Consider the following 17,545-nt stretch of genomic DNA (forward strand, 5'->3'; position numbering starts at 1 on the left):
CTCATGGCTATGCAATCACAAGATATTATTAAACGCTCGGCGACGAACAGCATCACGCCGCCGCCCCAGGCGCGGGATTACCGTGCAGAAGTGGCAAAATTAATTGATGTCACTACCTGTATTGGCTGTAAAGGCTGTCAGGTCGCCTGCTCAGAGTGGAACGATATTCGCGATGAAGTGGGCTACTGCAACGGCGTCTACGACAACCCGACCGATCTCAGCGCTAAGTCCTGGACGGTGATGCGCTTTAGCGAAACCACCCAAAACGACAAGCTGGAATGGCTGATCCGCAAAGACGGCTGCATGCACTGCGCCGATCCCGGCTGTTTGAAAGCCTGTCCATCCGCTGGAGCAATCATTCAGTATGCCAACGGGATTGTCGACTTTCAGTCCGAGCACTGTATTGGCTGTGGCTACTGCATTGCTGGCTGCCCGTTCAATATTCCGCGACTTAATCCCGAAGATAACCGGGTCTACAAATGTACGCTGTGTGTTGACCGGGTCAGCGTGGGCCAGGAACCGGCCTGCGTGAAAACTTGTCCGACCGGCGCTATCCAGTTTGGCACCAAAAAAGAGATGCTCAATGTAGCGGAAACTCGCGTGGCGCAGTTGAAAAAACGCGGCTATGCCAATGCGGGCATCTACAACCCACAAGGGGTCGGCGGCACCCACGTGATGTATGTACTTCATCACGCGGATCAACCATCGCTGTACCACAATCTGCCGGATGAGCCAAAAATCGCCGCACCAGTGAACCTCTGGAAGGGGATTTTAAAACCACTCTCCGCCGCCGGATTTATCGCCACCTTTGCCGGGCTGATTTACCACTACGTGGGAGTCGGCCCAAACAAAGAGACGGATGATGATGAAGAGGAGAACGGTCATGAGTAAAAGCAAAATGATTCTGCGCACCAAATTCATCGACCGTGCTTGTCACTGGACGGTGGTAATAAGCTTCTTCCTGGTGTCGCTTTCCGGTATTGCGCTGTTCTTCCCGACGTTGCAATGGCTCACCGAAACTTTCGGTACACCGCAAATGGGGCGAATTCTACATCCGTTTTTCGGGGTGATGATTTTCATCGTGCTGATGTTTATGTTCGTCCGTTTTGTACACCACAACATTCCCGATAAACAGGACCTTCCCTGGATTAAAGGGATCGTTGAGGTACTTAAAGGCAATGAGCATAAAGTCGCTGATGTGGGGAAATACAACGCAGGGCAGAAAATGATGTTCTGGAGCATCATGAGTCTAATTCTGGTATTACTGATTACCGGCGTTATTATCTGGAGGCCCTACTTTGCCCATTATTTCTCAATTAACATTGTTCGTTGGAGTTTGTTAATCCACGCGACAGCAGCCATTGTGCTGATCCACGCCATTCTGATCCATATGTACATGGCGTTTTGGGTAAAAGGTTCAATTAAAGGTATGATCGAAGGGAAAGTGAGTCGACGCTGGGCGAAGAAACACCATCCTCGCTGGTATCGTGAGGTTGAACTTACTGAAGAAAAAGCATCGGAATTAGAGTCTAAATAAAAGCAATAAGGCCGCTGTTATTCAGCGGTCTTATTCTCTCAATGGCCCAGTGATATGCTGCGGTGCTGCGAGACCTGATTATCAGGCGAATAAAAGGCCCTCCCAGACCCTATCCAACCCGCAGCAAATCACTGTATCTCGTGGTATAACGCGGTGAGAGCATATCTCGCTTCATCGCCCACGGTTGTTGTATACCTTGTCCGGCAAAATAGAGCGTTCCTTTACCCTTTTCAGCATTGAGCGTATCCAGAACGGCCATCAGCTTATCACTGTTATGCCGTGGAGCGTTGTCATCAAAAAGATTCAACTGTGCAACACCTGAGCTAAAAAAATCGCCCAGCATGACCCCTGCTTTTTGATAACGTAGCCCCTCTCGCCATATTGCGTCCAGGCTACATGTGGCCGCCCTTATAATTTCCCGACTATCCTGGGTTGGTGTCAGCAGTTTTATCGATGCGCTGTTACCGTAATACGGTTCATTCAGGGAAAATGGGCTGGTTTTGATAAACGTAGAGATAAACCGGCAGAACTGGTGCTCTCTGCGCAGCTTTTCCGCAGCACGTGAAGCATAGGTACAAATTGCCTCTCGCATCGCGTTGTAATCCGTGAGTTTTTCACCAAACGATCTTGAGCAGATAATTTCCTGCTTAACTGGCGCAAACTCCTCCAGCTCCAGGCAAGGTTCACCGCGCAATTCCCGCACAGTGCGCTCAAGCACAACATTGAAATGTTTGCGGATAAAGCGAATATCGGTATCTGCCAGGTCGCAGACCGTTTTAATGCCCATAGCGTCAAGTTTTTTACTGATACGGCGTCCAACACCCCAGACTTCATCAACCGGAAGCGCAGTCATCAGCTTACGCTGGCGCTCAATATTCGAGAGATCCACCACCCCGCCAGTCTGTTCCTGCCACTTTTTGGCAGCATGGTTAGCCAGCTTGGCCAGGGTTTTGGTCTGGGCGATACCGACCCCAACCTTGAGGCGTGTTTTTTGTAAAATGGTTGCTCTGATTTCCCGACCAAAATCCGTCAGATCCCGGCAGTTTCGCACGCCCGTTAAATCGCAAAAGGCTTCATCAATACTGTACATCTCCACACGCGGCGACAGCTCCTCCAGAATCGACATCACCCTGCTGCTCATATCCGCATACAATTCGTAGTTCGAACTAAAACAGAACACGCCATAGCGCCTGAACAGATCTTTCTGTTTGAAATATGGTGCACCCATATTAACGCCAAGCGCTTTTGCCTCCGCACTACTGGCAATGACACAGCCATCGTTATTTGAAAGAACGACAACGGGTTTGCCCTTAAGATCGGGCCGGAATGCCGACTCACAGCTGGCATAAAATGAATTAACATCCACCAGCGCAAACATAATCAGCCCGCAGATTTAATGATGAATGTCACCACGCCAAATATATCCAGCGTGTCCTCGCTGCCGATCATGATCGGCGCGTAGGCGCTGTTCTCTGGCTTCAACATCACCACCGGATGCAATTGCAGGCGCTTAACGGTGAATTCGCCTTCAATAGCAGCAACCACAATGTCTCCGTGGGCCGCTTTTCTGGCACTGTCGACTACCAGCAAGTCGCCAGCACCGATCCCTGCCCCCATCATGGAGTCGCCAGACGATTTAACAAAATAGGTTGCGCTGGGATGCTGCACCAACAGATCGTTGAGATCGATACGTTTCTCAACGTAATCCTGCGCAGGAGAGGGAAAACCGCAGGGCACGAGATCGCTAAATAGCGGGAAGTGTTTGATTTCGCGGTGTTCAACTGGCTGGAAAAACAACATAATAATCTGCCTCTCATGTAACTGTATTTATATACAGTAGTTTTAATGAAGACAGTGATCAAGTGACAAGTGTGGCGAATTGAGCGTTGTTTAACCATCTTGTCGATAAGCTTTTATGATGTCTGGAAAAATAATCGGCTAAAAAAATGCCCCGCATTTGCGGGGCATTACCTCAGGAGCGTTTTCGCGGCATCATGCGCAACAACGTATTGTCCTTCCAGAAATAGTGATGCATCAGGGCAGCACCAGCATGCAGAGCAATAACAAAATAACCCAGGTTTGCCAGCGTTACGTGCCAGGACTTCAGCATATCCACTAAATCAAAGTTGGCCTCTGGCGCATGTGGCATAACGATGCCGAATGCAATCCACGGGTTACCCCGGTTGTACATCATCACCAGCCCAATAATCGGCAGGACAATAAACAACAGATAGATAACCAGATGCCCCAGATGCGCCATTCCGGTCATCATCGGCTTCGGTTTTGGCACAATCGGCGGAGCCGGGTATTTCAGCCTGACCAGCAGACGCGCCACCATCAGCGTTAAAATAGTGATACCGCAGGAGACGTGCACCATGTTGAACAAGGGGCGATAGCTGCGCGGGAAAAATCCGCGAAACTCCATGGCGCTGTACGCCACAATAACCAACAAAAAGACCAGCCAGTGAATACCGATTTGCAGGCCAGAATACTTATTCCCCATAACACTTCCTGAATAAAAACAATAATGCGTCAACATAACGGGCTTTTGTTAAAAATTCATTAACTTTTGTTCACCCATTTTCAGTCGCTTACGCTTAACCGCAAGAACCGCTATTGCCGAGGATGCCTGTCTGGACTAAGCCTGGTAGGGAAAATATGTCGTACCGCCTCATCCTGACAGGAGAAAACCATGAGTAAAATTGGCATTAACGGTTTTGGTCGTATCGGTCGTCTGGTATTGCGTCGACTACTGGAAGTCAAAAGCAACGTGGAGGTTGTGGCCATTAATGACCTCACCTCGCCCAAAATTCTCGCCTATCTGTTAAAGCACGATTCAAACTACGGCCCGTTTCCCTGGAGCATCGACTTTACCGAAGACGCGTTGATTGTCGACGGTAAAAAAATCGCGGTTTACGCAGAAAAAGAGGCCAAAAATATCCCATGGAAAACCACTGGCGCTGAGATAATCATCGAATGCACCGGTTTTTATACCTCGATAGAAAAAGCCAACGCGCACCTGGATGCAGGGGCCAAAAAAGTGCTGATATCCGCCCCGGCTGGCGATATGAAAACCATCGTCTTTAACGTCAACGACGATACAATGGATGCGAACGATCGGATTATCTCGGTCGCATCGTGCACCACTAACTGCCTCGCACCGATGGCGAAAGCCCTGCACGACAGCTTCGGTATTCAGCTTGGCACCATGACCACCATCCACGCCTACACGGGAACGCAGTCGCTGGTTGATGGACCTCGCGGGAAAGATCTGCGCGCCTCACGGGCAGCAGCGGAGAATATCATTCCCCATACCACCGGAGCCGCCAAAGCCATTGGTCTGGTCATTCCGGCATTGAGCGGAAAATTAAAAGGCCACGCCCAGCGTGTTCCGGTGAAAACAGGATCCGTCACGGAACTGGTATCGGTATTGGGGAAAAAAGTCACTGCTGAAGAGGTCAACAACGCGCTGAAAAAAGCCACGCAAGACAATGAGTCATTTGGTTATACCGATGAGGAAATCGTCTCGTCAGATGTCATTGGCTCGCATTTCGGTTCGGTATTTGATGCGACACAAACCGAAATTACCGAAGTGGGCGATCTGCAACTGGTAAAAACAGTCGCCTGGTACGATAACGAATACGGTTTTGTCACCCAACTTATTCGTACGCTGGATAAATTTATCAAGCTCTAATGTTCTGGCGGAGGCTCGCCTCCGCCCTCTTTCATTTCCCGCGAATTCAATACGTTGTGAGTCTCTCCCCGTTTTCGATTCACTGACTGTGCTATAGCTAACCTTTGCCACTGAGGGAGCATAGTAATGGAAGCACTGAGTCGTGAAACGTTAGAAAACATGATGGAGCAAGCCGTTGCTAAGGCCACCACCGTCTCATTCTGGCCGCAGGGTGAAGCCCCCGGAGCAAAAAACAGCGATGCGGTGTTTACGCCTGAACCCCGACATACAGGAACATCTCAGTATGATCGTGCGGTCACCGGTATTCGCGCCCCGGAAATTACCGTTTATGCCCCCGCAAAACCTAACGGCATAGGGATCCTTGTCACGCCAGGCGGCTCTTATCGTCGCGTGGTGATGGATAAAGAAGGCAGCGTACTGGCACCGTTCTTTAACGCCCGCGGTTATACCCTGTTTGTGATGACCTACCGTATGCCGGGTGATGGCCATGAGGAAGGCGCAAACGCGCCGCTGGCCGATGCCCAGCGCGCCATGCGCTACATTCGCGCCAACGCCCATGAATGGAAAATTAACCCTGATCGTATCGGTGTGTTGGGCTTCTCTTCCGGTGGTCACGTGGCCGCCAGTCTGGGAACCCGGTTTGCCGAAACGGTTTATATGCCGATAGATAACGTAGACGAGCAACCTGCGCGCCCTGCGTTTATGGCACTGGTGTACCCGGTTGTCACTCTGCGCGAAGACATCGGTCACCCGGGATCTCGTCTTGAGCTGGTTGGCGCTAAGCCCGAAAAGGAAGATCTGCGCCACTATTCTCTGGAAGAACGCGTGGATAGCACAACGCCGCCGACATTCCTGCTACACGCCATTGACGATCCGGCGGTGAAGGTAGAAAACAGCCTGGTCTTCTTTAATGCGCTACGTGAGCAGGGCGTTCCGGTCGAAATGCATCTGTTTGAACGCGGTAAGCACGGATTTGGTATTCGCGATGCGCAAGGGTTACCGCTGGCCATCTGGCCGGAAATGATGATGAACTGGGTAGCCACTAAAGTGTGAGGATGGCGCCGGGTGGCGTAAAGACTCACCCGGCGAAAAACTTAGGACTGCAGATACACCACTTGCGTTTGCAGGTATTCGTTCAGGCCATGTTTACCATCAGCCCCGCCAATCCCGGACTTACGCCAGCCAGCGTGGAAGCCCTGCATCGCCTCGAAGTTTTCACGATTAATATAGGTTTCGCCAAACTTCAGCCCCTTAATCGCCTTCATTGCCGTATTCAGATTCTGCGTATAGATCGATGAGGTCAGACCGTAGTCGCTGTCATTGGCCATTGTCAACGCCTGTTCCAGCGTATCAAACGCCACCACCGGCAGCACCGGACCAAACGTCTCCTCGTGCATAATCGCCATCTCCTGGCGCACGTCTAACAGTAACGTCGGCGGGTAGTAATAACCTTTGCCGACAACAGCCTTACCGCCCAGCGCCACTCTGGCCCCTTCCTGCACCGCTCGTGCGACTTTCTGCTCCACACGATCCAGCGCAGCGGCGTTAATCAGCGGCCCCATCGCAATGTCATTGCGTTCGGCCGGATTGCCAAACTGCACGGCTTTCATCGCCTCACCCAAACGATTAACGAACCGGTCATAGATACCTTTCTGAACGTATACGCGCTCAGCACAGTTGCATACCTGTCCGGTATTGATCACCCGCGAGTCAACAATGGCCTTCACCGCCAGCTCAAGATCAGCATCGTTCATCACGATAGCCGGAGCTTTACCACCCAACTCCAGACAAACTTTAGTGATGTTTTTGGCCGCTGCGGCCATAATTTTCTCGCCCGCACCGACGCTGCCGGTCATACTCACCATCGCCACCTTGGGGTTTCCAGCCAGCTCCTGACCGACCGTTTCACCGCGTCCCAGCACCAGATTAAAGACCCCGCGCGGTAAACCAATGTCATCAACAATTTTAGCAAAGGCGATGGCGTTATTCGGTGTGAATTCACTCGGCTTAATGACAATGGTATTCCCCGTCAGCAAGGCGGGAGCCAGTTTGCGGGCAATCAGGAAAAACGGGAAGTTCCACGGCAGAATGCCCGTCGTCACGCCCAGTGCACGCTTAAACAGCAGGATATTCTCACCCGGGCGATCGCTTTGCAGGATCTCACCTTCATAGCGACGCGCCCACTCCGCCATGTAATCGATATAGTCGGCGGTAAACGCGACTTCAACGTCAGCCAGTTGTCGAATTTTTCCACCTTCCGCCACAATCAACGCGCTGATTTCATCGGCTCGCTGGCGGATACCCGCAGAAATTTTGCGTAACCAGTTTGCCCGTTCAATGGCAGGCAACGCTTCCCATTGCGGCTGAGCGCGATCCGCGGCATCGATCGCTTTACGTGCGTCTTCGGCACGCCCATCGGGAATACGCGAGATAATCTCTTCCGTGGCCGGATTGACGACATCAATCCAGGCGTCATCGTGCCAAGTCACAAACTGCCCATCGATATACATAGGATGTTGTACGGGTACTGACATGCGGCTCTCCTGTGATTGATTTGTTTTCAACAAGTAAAACTATTGTTAATTAATATCAATCATGCATGGCGCATTATCGCTGGAGTGGCGGTTCTGTGAACTGCTTCATAAAAGCGCCTGGCAAAGTGATGATTAAGAGAAAAAACGGGTGGGCTTTCTGCCCGTTTGCCGTAAAACGCCGACAAACGGGCAGAAGGGATTACAGAGAACGGCTCTCAAGTAAGTCGGTCAGCGCGGTATCATTTTTTAGCTGCTGCCAGGCTTGCTCAACGTCCTGAGGAATATCAACATGGGCGATAAAATCGCGGCCGCAAGGCCCGTAGCCGGTTGCATCATCACGCAGGCGCGGAAGCTCACCGGTAATGAGAGACAGGTAACGATCCACCGACCACAGACCTTCGGCGGTCGGGGCAAAATCCACGCCGTCGCCCTGCTCAATCAACTCGGGGACAAAACCGGGGAAACTGATCCAGCGTGGGGCCTGAGGGTCGTCACGCGTGACGCGTTCAAATGTCGCCATGGTGCGGCGCTGCATGGTAGGGTCTTGCACCACAATGACGGTCCCCATGGTTTGGGTCGCCTGACGCAGTAACGCACAGCTAAACCGGGCGTTCTCCCCACAGTTGGTGGACTGATCCTCTACCCAAATCTTCTCACCAGGAATGTGCCAGAACTGGTGCGCGATATCGGCAAGGATCGCCGCTTCCGCGCGACCAGTGGTACGAATCGTGTGGTAGCGTGGATGCTCTGCGATGGCGGCATACAGAAAGGTCGTTGAGTGACCGATACCGCCGCTAATCAGCAAGGGAACCTGTTGCTCTTTCGCTATCCGACAGGCTGCATCGATGGTCGGGATCACTGCGTTCCCGGCCAGAATCACGCAATCTGTCTGCACCGTGATATTTTCAGCGAAATCATTTTGCGCCAGCCATCGCCCCACGGTGTTAATCGCCGCAAGGGTGGTGGCGGAAAGTGGCGGAAACTGTCTCATGTTCATGACTCCTGGAGTTTGTTCTTTACCGGATACAGATGCCGGATGGCGGCTACGCCTTATCCGGTCTACGGTCCAGCACTGCGTTAACCCGTAATCTGATCCATTGCCTGCAGGATACGCTTATCCGAAATCGGATACGGCGTGCCAAGCTGCTGGGCAAAGTAGCTGACGCGTAGCTCTTCTATCATCCAGCGGATCTCTTTGACATCGTCATCTTCGCGGCGCGCGGGCGGCAGTTTATTGAACCACTGCTGCCAGGCCTGCTGCACGCTGTCCACTTTCAGCATCTGCGCGCGATCGCGGTGTGGATCGATGGCCAGTTTCTCCAGCCGTTTTTCAATCGCCTGCAAATAACGCAGCGTATCGCCCAGACGTTTGAAACCGTTGCCGGTGACGAATCCACGGTAGACCAGCCCGCCCATTTGCGCTTTGATATCCGCAAGCCCCAGCGCCATGGTCATATCCACGCGCCCTTTCAGACGTTTGTTGATATTAAACACTGCGGTCAGGATCTGTTCGACCTGCTTCGCAATCTCCACCACCGTATCGTTCAGTTCAGCCCGCACTTTTTCATGCAACGCCGCAAAGCCTTCTTCGGTCCACACCGGACCACCGTTGGCGTCAATTAACTGATCCACACCGCAGGAGATACAGTCGTCTATCAAATCCAGAACTTTACCGTACGGGTTAAAGTACAGTCCCAGCTTGGCTTTATTGGGCAGCTTCTCGTGCAAATATTTGATTGGCGAAGGAATATTCAGCAGCAACAGGCGGCGTAAACCGCACCACATCGCCTGCTGTTGTTCCAGCGGATTATCAAACAGTTTGATGGCAACGCTGTCACGCTCATCGACCAGCGCCGGCCACGCTTTCACCTTATAGTTACCGCGTTTTTGTTCGTAACTTTCCGGAAGTCGGCCGAAGCTCCAGATGTGCAATCCACTCTGTTCGATACCGTCATCGGCCACCGCAGACAATGTTTCCTGAACTTTGCCCTTCAGCGCATCTTTCAAATCCTGTAGCGAACGCCCTTCCTGCAGCTTCTTGTTCTTATCATCCACCACCCGGAAGGTGATTTTTAGGTGATCGGGCACCTGATCCCAGTGCCAGTCTTCACGGTCAACGGTGACGCCAGTCATGCGGCGCAGTTCACGCTCCAGCGAGTCCAGCAGCGGCAGTTCCAGCGGCGTGACGCGGCCTAAAAACGCTTCCGCATAGTTCGGTGCGGGTACAAAGTTGCGTCGTACCGGTTTTGGTAACGACTTAATCAGGGCGATCACCAGTTCGCGGCGCAGCCCTGGAATTTGCCATTCAAAACCGCTCTCGTCGATCTGGTTGAGCAGCGGGAGTGGAATATGTACGGTCACACCGTCCGCATCGGCTCCGGGTTCGAACTGGTAGCTCAGGCGCAGCTTAAGGTTACCCTGATGCCAGAAGTTCGGATAATCCAGCTTACTGATTTTCTCCGCGCCCTCTTTGATGAGCATGCTCTTTTCAAAGTTGAGCAGATCCGGTGTTTCACGGCTGACCTTTTTCCACCAGCTATCAAAGTGACGAGCAGAAACCACCTCATGGCTGATACGTTGGTCGTAGAACTCAAACATCGTTTCGTCATCGACGAGAATGTCACGGCGGCGTGATTTGTGTTCTAACTCTTCCACTTCCGCTCGTAGTTTCAGGTTATCGCGGAAAAACGCATGGCGCGTTTGCCAGTCACCTTCCACCAGCGCATGACGAATGAACAGTTCACGCGATAACGCAGGATCGATCTGACTGTAATTCACCTTACGGGCCGCAACAATCGGTAAGCCGTAGACCGTGACTTTTTCTGTCGCCATCACAGCACCCTGCGCGCGTTCCCAGTGCGGCTCACTGTATGAACGTTTGATCAGATGCTGGGCTACCGGCTCCACCCATTCAGGATCGATACGCGCGGCAATGCGTCCCCACAAGCGGCTGGTTTCCACCAACTCCGCTACCATCGTCCACTTCGGCGGTTTTTTGAATAAACCTGACCCCGGGAAGATCGAGAAGCGAGCGTTACGCGCCCCGGTAAACTCCTGTTTATCGGTATCTTTCATCCCGATATGAGACAGTAAACCGGTCAACAACGCGACGTGGATCTCCCGATATTCAGCAGGTTCGCTGTTAACCGGAATACCCAACTCTTTCACCACCTGGCGCAGTTGCGTGTAGATATCCTGCCACTCTCGCACGCGCAGATAGTTCAGAAAGTCGACTTTGCACTGGCGACGAAACTGGTTTGACGACAACGCTTTTTGCTGCTCGCCGAGATAGTTCCACAGGTTCACAAACGCGAGGAAATCAGACTCTTTATCGTGGAAACGGCGGTGCTTCTCGTCGGAAGCCTGCTGCTTGTCCATTGGACGCTCGCGCGGATCTTGAATGGACAATGCCGAGGTAATGATCATCGCCTCACGTACGCAGCCATGTTTTTGCGCTTCCAGCACCATGCGCGCCAGACGCGGATCCACCGGCAGTTGCGACAGTTGACGGCCCAACGGCGTTAACTTGTAAGCGGTTGCCTGTTCGTCGGTGGTTATCGCCCCCAGCTCTTCGAGCAGGCGTACACCGTCCTGAATATTGCGCTTATCCGGCGCTTCAACAAACGGGAACGCCGCGATATCGCCCAGCCCCAACGCGGTCATCTGCAAAATAACGGATGCCAGGTTGGTACGCAGGATCTCCGGGTCGGTAAACTCCGGACGCGACAGGAAATCGTCTTCGGAATACAGACGAATACAGATCCCTTCCGACACACGACCGCAGCGGCCTTTACGCTGGTTGGCAGAAGCCTGCGACACCGGTTCAATCGGCAAGCGCTGAACTTTGGTGCGGTAACTGTAGCGACTGATACGCGCGGTGCCCGGATCAATGACGTATTTGATTCCCGGAACGGTCAGCGACGTTTCTGCCACGTTGGTCGCCAGCACGATACGGCGACCACTGTGCGACTGGAATACACGGTTCTGCTCACTGTTTGAAAGACGCGCATACAGCGGCAACACTTCGGTGTGGCGTAAATCCAGTTTATTCAGGGCATCGGCGGTATCACGGATTTCACGTTCGCCGCTCATGAAGATCAGAATGTCGCCCTGACTTTCACGGCCTAGCTCATCTACGGCATCAAAAATCGCCTGCAGTTGGTCACGCTCGGTGTCATCTGCATCTTCAACAATCGGGCGATAGCGCACTTCCACCGGATACGTTCGGCCGGAGACTTCGATAATCGGCGCGTTATTGAAATGCTTTGAAAAGCGTTCAGGATCGATGGTCGCCGAAGTGATGATAATTTTTAGATCCGGGCGACGCGGCAGAAGTTCTTTCAGATAGCCGAGCAGAAAGTCGATATTCAGACTGCGTTCATGCGCTTCATCGATGATGATGGTGTCGTACTGCATCAGCAGTCGATCCTGCTGGATTTCCGCCAGCAGGATACCGTCCGTCATCAGCTTGACCATGGTGTTATCACTGACATGATCGCTGAAACGAACTTTATAACCAATACAGCCGCCCGGCTCGGTCTGCAGCTCTTCCGCAATACGGTTCGCCACGGTGCGCGCCGCCAGACGACGCGGTTGGGTATGGCCGATCAGCCCTTTTACCCCCCGCCCCAGTTCCATACAGATTTTGGGTAACTGGGTGGTTTTCCCCGAGCCGGTCTCGCCAGCAACAATCACCACCTGATGATCGCGAATTGCGTCCAGAATATCCTGTTTTTTCTGGCTGACGGGCAGGTTTTCCGGATAGCTGATTTCCGGACGCGCCGCTTCACGCAGCACAACTTTACCGGCTGCCTGCTCAATCTCTTTCGCCATCTCCTGGTAAATGGCCTGTTGTGCATCAGGATTTTTAACCTTCTTCACGCCGTGCAGGCGGCGGGCAAAACGCTGTCTGTCACGCAGCATCAATGAATCCAGCTGTTGCTGCAACATGTTGAAGGTTAATTTTTGTTGTTCTGTCATAGCGTTAAAAGGCAGTGCTCTGCCGGGTTAAATCTCTTTTAGATGATGGGTATAGAGTACCACATCGGCGCTTTTCATGTGTTGTTCAATAATTTCGAACATAGGATTCGATATATTGCGCTATCACTGCGACAGGATTGTGAATAAAGTGTCAACAAGCAACGGGGCTCACCCCCTTCAAACACATAAAAGGAAACACCCATGAGCAAGGTATTAGTTCTTAAATCCAGTATTCTGGCAGGGTACTCTCAGTCTGGTCAGTTGTCTGATTATTTTGTTGAACAGTGGCGTGAAAAGCACTCTGCTGATGAAATCACTGTCCGTGACCTGGCAGCAAATCCTGTACCGGTACTGGATGGCGAACTGGTGGGTGCGATGCGCCCGAGCGATGCACCGCTGACGCCGCGTCAGCAGGAAGCGCTGGCGCTGTCCGATGAGCTGATTGCTGAGCTGAAAGCGCATGATGTGATTGTTATCGCCGCGCCGATGTACAACTTCAACATCCCTACGCAGTTGAAAAACTACTTTGACCTGATTGCCCGCGCTGGTGTGACTTTCCGTTATACCGAGAAAGGCCCGGAAGGTCTGGTGACGGGTAAACGCGCTGTGGTGCTGACCAGCCGTGGTGGTATCCATAAAGATACACCAACCGACCTGATCACGCCGTACCTGAACGTATTCCTGGGCTTTATCGGCATCACCGACGTGAATGTCGTCTTTGCTGAAGGTATTGCTTACGGCCCGGAAGTGGCGTCTAAAGCACAATCCGACGCGAAAGCCGCTATCGACAGCGTAGTTGCTGCCTGATAATTCCCCCTCTCACCGTCCGGTGAGAGGGTTTCTCCGGCACTTACTTCTTTACCTGTACCCGTATCTGTTTGCCGTGAATGCGATTAATATCACGCCAGATGGTTGCATAATCCCTGCATTTCACCAGATTCTCTTCCCAGCAATGAAGCAAAAATTGTTCAGGCTCCGCGACATCCCGGCTTAACAGTTTGAATACCCAACGATTCCAGACATACCACTTGAGAAGCCACATGATTTCACCCCACAACGCGACCGGTGTTGGACTATATCAGCATCCATTTTATGCCGTGTGGCAACTATTGCGATGTCGATGAATAAGTCAGCGTCGTGACCAGGGGTTGTGTACAAAGAGATTTATTCTTTCCGCAACCACTTACCATTTATACCCTGGACGTATTCACCCGGTTTAGCGCGAGCAACCAGCTTTTGCCCGGCCATTTTTGCTACTTCATCTGGCGGAATATTATTGCTCTCTGCCAGTTGCTGATAGCTGGCGTTGCGCGCTTTATTAATCTCACTCACCAGTGCCTGCGTTTCGGCATCGGTTTGCAATGCAACCAGATAGCCATTGAGCGTTTCCCCTACTCGACCCTGAGTTCTGGCTTCATTCAGGGTCAATGCCCACGCATTGCTACTGAGTAAACTCAGGACGACCAGCGCCACTGCAAACTGTTTTCTCATCATGACCTCAGAACAAATCGCTGCGCGATTTCAATAAGCTTTCGACGTCTTTATCAACTTTGATATGGATCTCATGCTCGATTTTGACGTTCATATTAATGGTGATGGGCTCTTTTGGCGCAGCCACTTCGATTCTGGGAGTGCACCCTACCAGCAGAGATGAAGCCAGCAGACCCAGCATGGCAGCTATCGTTTTCATTGTTGTTCCTCACATTCCTTGCCTTCCGGGCAATGGGTTTCCGGCAGCGCTGCATTTTGTTCAAGCCATGCCTGTAAATTGTCGCCAAAACGCAAGCTGCGCCATAGCGTAAAGACGTTTTCCTCGTGGGTATAATTCAAATTAACTGTACCTACTTTGCCATCCACCCGACTATTGCCAGTCACGGTTGACTGCATGGTTAAGACACCGAGGTTATCCAGATTTATTTTCGTCCACGAATGGCTTATTTCCATATAACGCAGCCAGTTAATGGCCGCCCCCGCCGCCATGTTATCTTTGACGACCGCATCCGCGGTGTCCTTATCAATACGCAACGTCATCGGCCCCGGATTAGTCAACCAGCCGTCTTTGATGATCCATTTTTCGTTATCCAGCCATAATGGCAACGCGCCACTGACCGGGCCAGACATGGCGAACTGTTTGGGGTTAACCGCACTGATAAGCTCGCTGGAAGAGATATTCTGCACTCGCAATAAGGCCGGATCGTGCTGCGGCATCCGCAGTTGCTGCATGATGATTTTGCCCCCCAGCAGGTCAGCGCTGACATCGCTCAACAGTAACGGGTTGTTTTCACTCCAGGGGTATGCCCCCTGCAGATCGGCGGCGATATTTTTCACCGTCACCTGATTCACCACTTCCGCAATACGCAATGAAATAGGTCCACGCGTACCCAGTTGCCATGCACCTTCACTAAACCGGAAAGGCAATACAAAATCGACACCGTTGATTTGGTTATCGGGCATCCAGGCGCTACCGCCTTTTAACACTCCATGACCGCCCGCTTCAAAGCCCTGCTCCGGGGCTGCCGAAAACGCGACCTGCGCATACAGCTCACCTTCTCGTAGCTTCATTTTCCAGTCAGGTGGGATCAGAGGTTGGAATACGGTGAGCGATTGTTTTGGCCACCAGGCCTGTCCGCGCAGGCGGATACCGTCCCAACGACCATTCAACTGTACGGGCCCAATCGCCCCAGCGTGAAGCTGGCCTTTGAACTGGAAGATTGTCGGATCGCTACCATCGACGCTGAACTTCAGCGTCGATGGTGGTAACACGCTTCCCCCGGTGAAGGTGGTGTTACCTGCGTCCAGCGATAGCGCGCCGCTAAATGTCGGTTTGGTTGCATCCCGCACCCAGACTATCGGTTCGTCCATCACCAGGCGTGGTTTTTCCACCTTCATCGTGCCGTATTGCAGATGATCAAATCCGGTGGAAAGATCAAATAGCTTCAGGGTATTGTCATGCCATTCCCCCTTACCCGCTACGTCCCAACGGGCATGCATCGGCGTAAAGCTGCCTTCACCCCAATATCGCCACTGCCAACGACCAGCATCAGGAAGAAAATCATTTGCCAGGCCATCCAGATGCAGTTCAAAGCCCCCCATCTGGTTTTCATGCGCACGTAAAATAGCCTGCAGACGCCCATCCACACCGCGTTGCGTGACTTTTACCCCTGCCAGCGGCCAGCGAATCTCGTCAATATCCAGCGAATCAATCACCCGCCCACGTGAGCGCAGCAGCGCCCCTGGCTCGAAAGCCAATTGCGGATCGTTCAGACTTCCGGTGAGTCTCGCGGGTAATTTCGCGTAGAAGATCAGATCGCCCTGTTTCGCTTCACCGGTCAACTGTAGCGGCATCTCGCTACTATCCATGCCAAGCTTACCCGGCCCCAGCGTTAATACGGCATTTCCTTTACCGGCGTCGCCATGCGTCAGAACATTCAGACGCCCACTCACCACCGCGTTTTCCAGTCCTGCCTGCCAGTTTTCAACTTTCATGCCCAGCCGGCCACTTAACGGGAATCCCTGATAAGGCCAGTTCCAGCGTCCGTCGCTGATGGTCAGTTGCTGGCGTGTTATTTCCCACGGAAGGTCAAGCAGCGGATCGGCATTATCCCGCGCCATGACGATCAGTTGTCCGCTGTTTTGTTGCCACTCCAGTTCGGCGTCCACAAGCGTAGGTTCTTGCGGCAAACTTAACGTCGCAACCGCATGACCGCTTACCGGCAGTCCATCGGGCACCAGTGGCATAGTAAATTCACCGACCAGTCTTACCGGCGGCTGGCCTTCAAATGCCGCAACATCCAGCTCAGTTACTGTGAGGTTTTGCCCGTGCAAACGCCCCTGGAATTTAACTTTTTCCCCCTGGTAACGCAGCTGTTGAGTGGAGGGAGTGAGCGAGAGTGACAGTTTTCCCTGCCATTCCTGCCATGGAGAGAGAATAAGTTTGTCGATGTTAATCCAGGTATTAGGCAGCATTGACTGCCATTCAGCCAGCGTTTTGGGCGCTACTGGCGACGGCTCTGTCTGCGGCAATTTGGCCAGGCAAGCTGAGTCCAGCTCGATGGTCCCGACATTCAGCAACCAGCGGCTGGGGTGAGACAGATCCGCCTGAGTAATGCGCGCTAGCGGACAATCTTCAACCAGATAGCGGAGTTCAGGTATATGTAACCCATGCCGTGTCAGCCGCGGGCTCTCGTCCAGCGCGATGCGTGTTCCAACGGGTAACCAGATACCCACCAACGTAGGCACCCACAGGCCAAGCGTCATCACTAGCGTCAGCGGCACGAGAATCAATAATAAGAGGAGTGCCAGAACGGCTTTATATTTACCCTTCATGGGTAGTTAATATCCTGATTTAGCAAAAATTTAAGCCGGTTTAGGCCCGTATTGTGGCATGTTTAACTGGATATGCCCACATTAAGGATAGATAACCGTTTTATAGGCACGCTGTTACACGTGCCGTCGGGGATATTAAGATTCAGACTCAATGGGGCCTCAGTTGTCCATCGCTATGTTTAGGTCCTATACGACCTGCTTCTATCAGAATTTCTTCAATGAGTTCTTCGAGGCACTCCCTACCATGATGATCGCAGACCAGATGTACCTGCCGGGAAATCTCATCAGGTTTCATACCATCGCATAATGCCGCCTTCAGCATTAAGGTGGCCCATCGTTTCGCTTCAGAGTGAGTTAACATGACTCCTCCCGATATTTGCTACCTGTATAAGCGTAGCTGTCAGGATGTGATTCGGCTGGCTTTTTCACCACGTTGTCTTTACCGGCATGAGCTGAATGAAAATTATCCAGTTG

15 protein-coding genes are annotated in these 17,545 nt (G+C 52.3%); 5 read left to right on the top strand and 10 right to left on the bottom strand.

Annotated features, from left to right (window positions below; translation table 11 throughout):
• Positions 1–3 precede the first annotated feature (3 nt).
• Together fdxH and fdnI are read left to right on the top strand one after the other, a co-directional pair.
• Positions 4–891 carry a formate dehydrogenase subunit beta gene (gene fdxH, locus C2U41_RS09610; RefSeq protein ID WP_003020306.1) on the top strand — a complete coding sequence of 296 codons (888 nt, stop codon included), beginning with the start codon at positions 4–6 and terminating at the stop codon, positions 889–891.
• A complete protein-coding gene (fdnI, locus tag C2U41_RS09615) occupies positions 884–1,537 on the top strand; it encodes a formate dehydrogenase-N subunit gamma (protein ID WP_046670732.1) in 654 nt (217 codons plus the stop codon). Before fdxH ends, fdnI begins: the two co-directional genes overlap by 8 nt.
• Positions 1,538–1,646: 109 nt before the next feature.
• Here the strand turns inward: fdnI and C2U41_RS09620 are convergent, their stop codons facing one another.
• The 3 genes from C2U41_RS09620 to cybB form a co-directional block, all read right to left on the bottom strand.
• Positions 1,647–2,915 (bottom strand): Y-family DNA polymerase, encoded by a 1,269-nt coding sequence (locus C2U41_RS09620; RefSeq protein WP_003843755.1) that lies wholly within the window; start codon positions 2,913–2,915, stop codon positions 1,647–1,649.
• A gap of 2 nt (positions 2,916–2,917) precedes the next feature.
• Positions 2,918–3,337, bottom strand: coding sequence for a translesion error-prone DNA polymerase V autoproteolytic subunit (locus C2U41_RS09625; protein WP_003020321.1), 420 nt, complete (start codon positions 3,335–3,337; stop codon positions 2,918–2,920).
• Positions 3,338–3,509: 172 nt separating this feature from the next.
• A complete protein-coding gene (cybB, locus tag C2U41_RS09630; RefSeq protein ID WP_044700084.1) occupies positions 3,510–4,040 on the bottom strand; it encodes a cytochrome b561 in 531 nt (176 codons plus the stop codon).
• A 189-nt stretch (positions 4,041–4,229) separates the two neighbouring features.
• Between cybB and gap the strand changes: the two genes are divergently transcribed.
• Positions 4,230–5,231, top strand: coding sequence for a type I glyceraldehyde-3-phosphate dehydrogenase (gene gap / locus C2U41_RS09635; protein ID WP_048217789.1), 1,002 nt, complete (start codon positions 4,230–4,232; stop codon positions 5,229–5,231).
• 126 nt (positions 5,232–5,357) lie between these two features.
• Positions 5,358–6,284 (top strand): alpha/beta hydrolase, encoded by a 927-nt coding sequence (locus tag C2U41_RS09640; protein ID WP_054528418.1) that lies wholly within the window; start codon positions 5,358–5,360, stop codon positions 6,282–6,284.
• A 41-nt stretch (positions 6,285–6,325) separates the two neighbouring features.
• On the opposite strand, the gene aldA is transcribed toward C2U41_RS09640, so the two are convergent.
• From aldA to hrpA, 3 genes are all read right to left on the bottom strand, one after another.
• Positions 6,326–7,765: an aldehyde dehydrogenase gene (aldA, locus tag C2U41_RS09645; protein WP_003843758.1), complete on the bottom strand. Its 1,440-nt coding sequence runs from the start codon at positions 7,763–7,765 to the stop codon at positions 6,326–6,328.
• A gap of 199 nt (positions 7,766–7,964) precedes the next feature.
• Entirely contained in the window at positions 7,965–8,762 is a 798-nt protein-coding gene (locus C2U41_RS09650) for a YdcF family protein (RefSeq protein ID WP_181013980.1), read from the bottom strand.
• An 80-nt stretch (positions 8,763–8,842) separates the two neighbouring features.
• Positions 8,843–12,745, bottom strand: coding sequence for an ATP-dependent RNA helicase HrpA (gene hrpA / locus C2U41_RS09655; RefSeq protein ID WP_103849153.1), 3,903 nt, complete (start codon positions 12,743–12,745; stop codon positions 8,843–8,845).
• A gap of 201 nt (positions 12,746–12,946) precedes the next feature.
• Between hrpA and azoR the strand changes: the two genes are divergently transcribed.
• Positions 12,947–13,552, top strand: coding sequence for an FMN-dependent NADH-azoreductase (gene azoR, locus C2U41_RS09660; RefSeq protein ID WP_003843763.1), 606 nt, complete (start codon positions 12,947–12,949; stop codon positions 13,550–13,552).
• Positions 13,553–13,595: 43 nt separating this feature from the next.
• Here azoR and C2U41_RS09665 read toward each other — a convergent pair whose 3' ends face one another.
• From C2U41_RS09665 to C2U41_RS09680, 4 genes are all read right to left on the bottom strand, one after another.
• A complete protein-coding gene (locus C2U41_RS09665; RefSeq protein ID WP_103849154.1) occupies positions 13,596–13,787 on the bottom strand; it encodes a hypothetical protein in 192 nt (63 codons plus the stop codon).
• Positions 13,788–13,909: 122 nt separating this feature from the next.
• Positions 13,910–14,236: a YdbL family protein gene (locus tag C2U41_RS09670; protein ID WP_003020347.1), complete on the bottom strand. Its 327-nt coding sequence runs from the start codon at positions 14,234–14,236 to the stop codon at positions 13,910–13,912.
• 7 nt (positions 14,237–14,243) lie between these two features.
• A complete protein-coding gene (locus C2U41_RS09675; RefSeq protein WP_003020350.1) occupies positions 14,244–14,435 on the bottom strand; it encodes a YnbE family lipoprotein in 192 nt (63 codons plus the stop codon).
• Positions 14,432–17,071, bottom strand: a complete 2,640-nt coding sequence (locus C2U41_RS09680; protein WP_103849155.1) for a YdbH family protein — start codon at positions 17,069–17,071, stop codon at positions 14,432–14,434. The genes C2U41_RS09675 and C2U41_RS09680 overlap by 4 nt, the downstream gene beginning before the upstream one ends.
• Between the last annotated feature and the right edge of the window lie 474 nt (positions 17,072–17,545).

It is taken from the genome of Citrobacter freundii complex sp. CFNIH4 (assembly GCF_002934505.1).
Classification (GTDB): Bacteria; Pseudomonadota; Gammaproteobacteria; order Enterobacterales; family Enterobacteriaceae; genus Citrobacter; species Citrobacter freundii.

Bases quoted from the DNA above. Each gene is read 5' to 3' on its own strand.
- hrpA (WP_103849153.1), bottom strand. From the start codon at position 12,745: ATGACAGAACAACAAAAATTAACCTTCAACATGTTGCAGCAACAGCTG.
- C2U41_RS09665 (WP_103849154.1), bottom strand. From the start codon at position 13,787: ATGTGGCTTCTCAAGTGGTATGTCTGGAATCGTTGGGTATTCAAACTG.
- azoR (WP_003843763.1), top strand. From the start codon at position 12,947: ATGAGCAAGGTATTAGTTCTTAAATCCAGTATTCTGGCAGGGTACTCT.
- fdnI (WP_046670732.1), top strand. From the start codon at position 884: ATGAGTAAAAGCAAAATGATTCTGCGCACCAAATTCATCGACCGTGCT.
- C2U41_RS09670 (WP_003020347.1), bottom strand. From the start codon at position 14,236: ATGAGAAAACAGTTTGCAGTGGCGCTGGTCGTCCTGAGTTTACTCAGT.
- C2U41_RS09675 (WP_003020350.1), bottom strand. From the start codon at position 14,435: ATGAAAACGATAGCTGCCATGCTGGGTCTGCTGGCTTCATCTCTGCTG.
- gap (WP_048217789.1), top strand. From the start codon at position 4,230: ATGAGTAAAATTGGCATTAACGGTTTTGGTCGTATCGGTCGTCTGGTA.
- cybB (WP_044700084.1), bottom strand. From the start codon at position 4,040: ATGGGGAATAAGTATTCTGGCCTGCAAATCGGTATTCACTGGCTGGTC.
- C2U41_RS09620 (WP_003843755.1), bottom strand. From the start codon at position 2,915: ATGTTTGCGCTGGTGGATGTTAATTCATTTTATGCCAGCTGTGAGTCG.
- C2U41_RS09625 (WP_003020321.1), bottom strand. From the start codon at position 3,337: ATGTTGTTTTTCCAGCCAGTTGAACACCGCGAAATCAAACACTTCCCG.
- aldA (WP_003843758.1), bottom strand. From the start codon at position 7,765: ATGTCAGTACCCGTACAACATCCTATGTATATCGATGGGCAGTTTGTG.
- fdxH (WP_003020306.1), top strand. From the start codon at position 4: ATGGCTATGCAATCACAAGATATTATTAAACGCTCGGCGACGAACAGC.
- C2U41_RS09680 (WP_103849155.1), bottom strand. From the start codon at position 17,071: ATGAAGGGTAAATATAAAGCCGTTCTGGCACTCCTCTTATTATTGATT.
- C2U41_RS09650 (WP_181013980.1), bottom strand. From the start codon at position 8,762: ATGAACATGAGACAGTTTCCGCCACTTTCCGCCACCACCCTTGCGGCG.
- C2U41_RS09640 (WP_054528418.1), top strand. From the start codon at position 5,358: ATGGAAGCACTGAGTCGTGAAACGTTAGAAAACATGATGGAGCAAGCC.